Genomic DNA, 2,744 nt, shown 5'->3' on the forward strand with positions numbered 1-2,744 from the left:
TGACCAGATCGCTGCATGACCAACAATCCTCAAACACCAGATTTGACAATAACTCGGGGCATTTTCGCCAAAAGTTGACCGTCCACAAAGCAGCTATGCATTCTGAGGGCTAGAAGCACTTGGAATGTATGCTATATCGCATTCATCGGTATTCTAGCGAGGGCAGATCATGCGCGACTTGAAAATTCCAGACCAGCGGCATCCTGAAAAGGCGCATCGCCCTGACAACGCGCAACCAAAGAAACCCAGCTGGATTCGTGTGAAAGCGCCAACAGGGGCCGGATACAAAGAAACACGCGACATTTTGCGTGAAAACAAGCTGGTCACCGTTTGCGAAGAAGCCAGTTGCCCCAATGTCGGCGAATGTTGGAACCAAGGTCACGCGACGATGATGATCATGGGCGACATTTGCACACGTGGCTGTACGTTTTGTAATATCGCGACGGGCAAGCCCGAAGCGCTTGATGCGTTTGAGCCGGGCAGGGTGGCCCATGCGGTTGAAACCCTTGGGCTCAAGCATGTCGTTATCACATCCGTAGACCGCGATGATTTGAAGGATGGCGGTGCCGAGCATATCGCGCAGACCATTCGCGCTGTGCGCCACCGCGCGCCTGACACTACGATCGAAGTGCTTACCCCTGACTTTTTGAAATGCCCTGTCAGCGCGGTTGAAGCCGTCGTCGAAGCGCGCCCTGATGTGTTCAATCACAACCTTGAAACCGTGCCCGGCCTTTATCCAACCGTGCGCCCTGGTGCGCGGTACTTCCACTCGCTGCGTTTGCTTCAGCAGGTCAAGGAAATGGATCCAACGATTTTCACCAAATCCGGCATTATGGTGGGCCTTGGCGAAGACAAGCAATCCGTGCAACAGGTCATGGATGACATGCGCGCGGCAGATGTGGATTTTCTGACCATTGGTCAATATTTACAGCCAACGCCAAAGCACCATGGTGTCGCGCGGTTTGTGGAGCCTGATGAATTCAAAGCCTACGAAAAAGCGGCTTGGGGCAAAGGGTTCTTGATGGTCTCTGCGACACCTTTAACGCGTTCGTCTTATCATGCTGGCGACGACTTTGCGCGCCTGCGTGATGCGCGTGCGGCGAAATTAGGGTGAAAGACTTTTTAATGAAGGGATAGAGTTGAAATTTATTTTTCTGCATGATCCTATTGGGCAGTCAGATCGTTTCACGATTGTTTGTTAAATAGGTAAACCTATGTCGCTTTCCCAAGACGCCCTGAGTATTTCAACGGAAAACCATCTTGCGCGCTGGAATGCGACTTTGCCTACTGGCACTCCGATTGTCATTACTTATTCCTTTATGACAACTCTGACGGCTTATGATGTCAGAACGACGACAGCTGTCACACCTTACTCTGAGCGCCAAAAGCAAGGGGTGCGCGACGCTTTTGATACGTGGGAAGAGGTCAGCGGTCTGACCTTTCTGGAAATTGATCGTGGTGGTGATATGCGCATCTCGATGATTGGCGAAGATGATATGGCCAGTATCGGTGGGCGTCCTGCGGGTGGTTTTGGGTATTTGCCCTTTGTGACAGGTATTGGCGAAACATCCGAAGATGGCAACGAGCTGGGCGCGATATTCCACGATAGTGTCGGTGGCGATGTGTTCCTCAATGCTGACTCTTATGCCAATGATCCCAATAGTTTTGACTACGGAAGATCCGGTTTCGAGACGATGTTGCATGAGATCGGTCACGCACTCGGGCTTGAACACACGTTTGACGGCGATTTTCAGATCAGGCCGAGCAGGGACAATACGGATGTAAGCATCATGTCCTACACGGATGGCTCTAACCCAAGCGAGCTTGGCACTGCAGATGTCGAATTGATCCAATTCCTTTATGGTACGCAGTCTTACGAGATGGTTTATAACGAAGAGATCGAGATGCTAAAAATCTTTGGCACCTCGGCGTCAGAATTCATCCATGGCTCAACCGAGAGCGACTTTTTCACGACCTCGTCTGGTAATGACACAGTCTTTGGGTCCGACGGCGATGATTTCGCGTTGTTTACGCAGAACCTGACATTCGATGGCGGAAATGGTCGCGACACAGCAATTTCGATTATGGGCAGCAATCTGTTGGTTGATTCAGGAGGGCTTTATCAATTTGATGCTCCTGAAAACACAGACCTGAGCGTCGATGATTTCTTTATGGGCGGTTTTGGCGACGACGAGCTTTCAGGCGGTCTTGGCAATGACATTTTGCTCAGAGATCGACCTTCGCAATTTCTGTCGGGGTCGGATTTTTTGTAAGGTGGCAAAGGTGTTGATTTCTTGCAAGGCGGGGGCGGGGCGGATGTGTTCTATTTCGAAAGCTTTGATTCACTGACGCGAGAGCATGAAGACTTAGGTCCTGATGTGATCGGCTATGTCGACGAAAACACGCTCTATTCCGAATTGGACTCGAACAATCCGATGATTTCTAACTTGCTCGCGGATGCGAGTAAGGATTTTGAGATCGGGGTCGATATTGTTCAACTCGCAGGATTGAGCTCGGGCACAATTTCCAATATCGAGAATTTCTTTAGCGGCTATCTGACGAACACCAGCGACGGGGTTGTTTTCGACACTTACAGTATTTCAATTCTGTTCGTTGATCTATCCGCGAGTGATTTGCTCGCTGGATCTGTATCTGACATTTTTGAATTCGTTTAAACTTCGTTATTCCCTAGGTTCAGGACTCATAACCAGAATATGACGGTTGCAGCGAGGGCGATCGCTGAC

General features: G+C 50.2%; 3 protein-coding genes. All 3 read left to right on the forward strand.

Features of this window, described 5'->3' with window-relative positions; genetic code table 11:
- Nucleotides 1-169 precede the first annotated feature (169 nt).
- The 3 genes from lipA (at nt 170) to PFRI_RS07670 (ending at nt 2,675) form a co-directional block, all read left to right on the forward strand.
- A complete protein-coding gene (lipA, locus tag PFRI_RS07660) occupies nt 170-1,114 on the forward strand; it encodes a lipoyl synthase (RefSeq protein ID WP_072630120.1) in 945 nt (314 codons plus the stop codon).
- Nucleotides 1,115-1,214: 100 nt separating this feature from the next.
- Nucleotides 1,215-2,273: a zinc metalloprotease gene (locus PFRI_RS07665; protein ID WP_072630121.1), complete on the forward strand. Its 1,059-nt coding sequence runs from the start codon at nt 1,215-1,217 to the stop codon at nt 2,271-2,273.
- 21 nt (nt 2,274-2,294) lie between these two features.
- Nucleotides 2,295-2,675 (forward strand): hypothetical protein, encoded by a 381-nt coding sequence (locus PFRI_RS07670; RefSeq protein ID WP_072630122.1) that lies wholly within the window; start codon nt 2,295-2,297, stop codon nt 2,673-2,675.
- The last annotated feature ends 69 nt before the right edge of the window (nt 2,676-2,744 follow it).

It is taken from the genome of Planktotalea frisia, assembly GCF_001890925.1.
In the GTDB taxonomy this organism is placed as follows: domain Bacteria; phylum Pseudomonadota; class Alphaproteobacteria; order Rhodobacterales; family Rhodobacteraceae; genus Planktotalea; species Planktotalea frisia.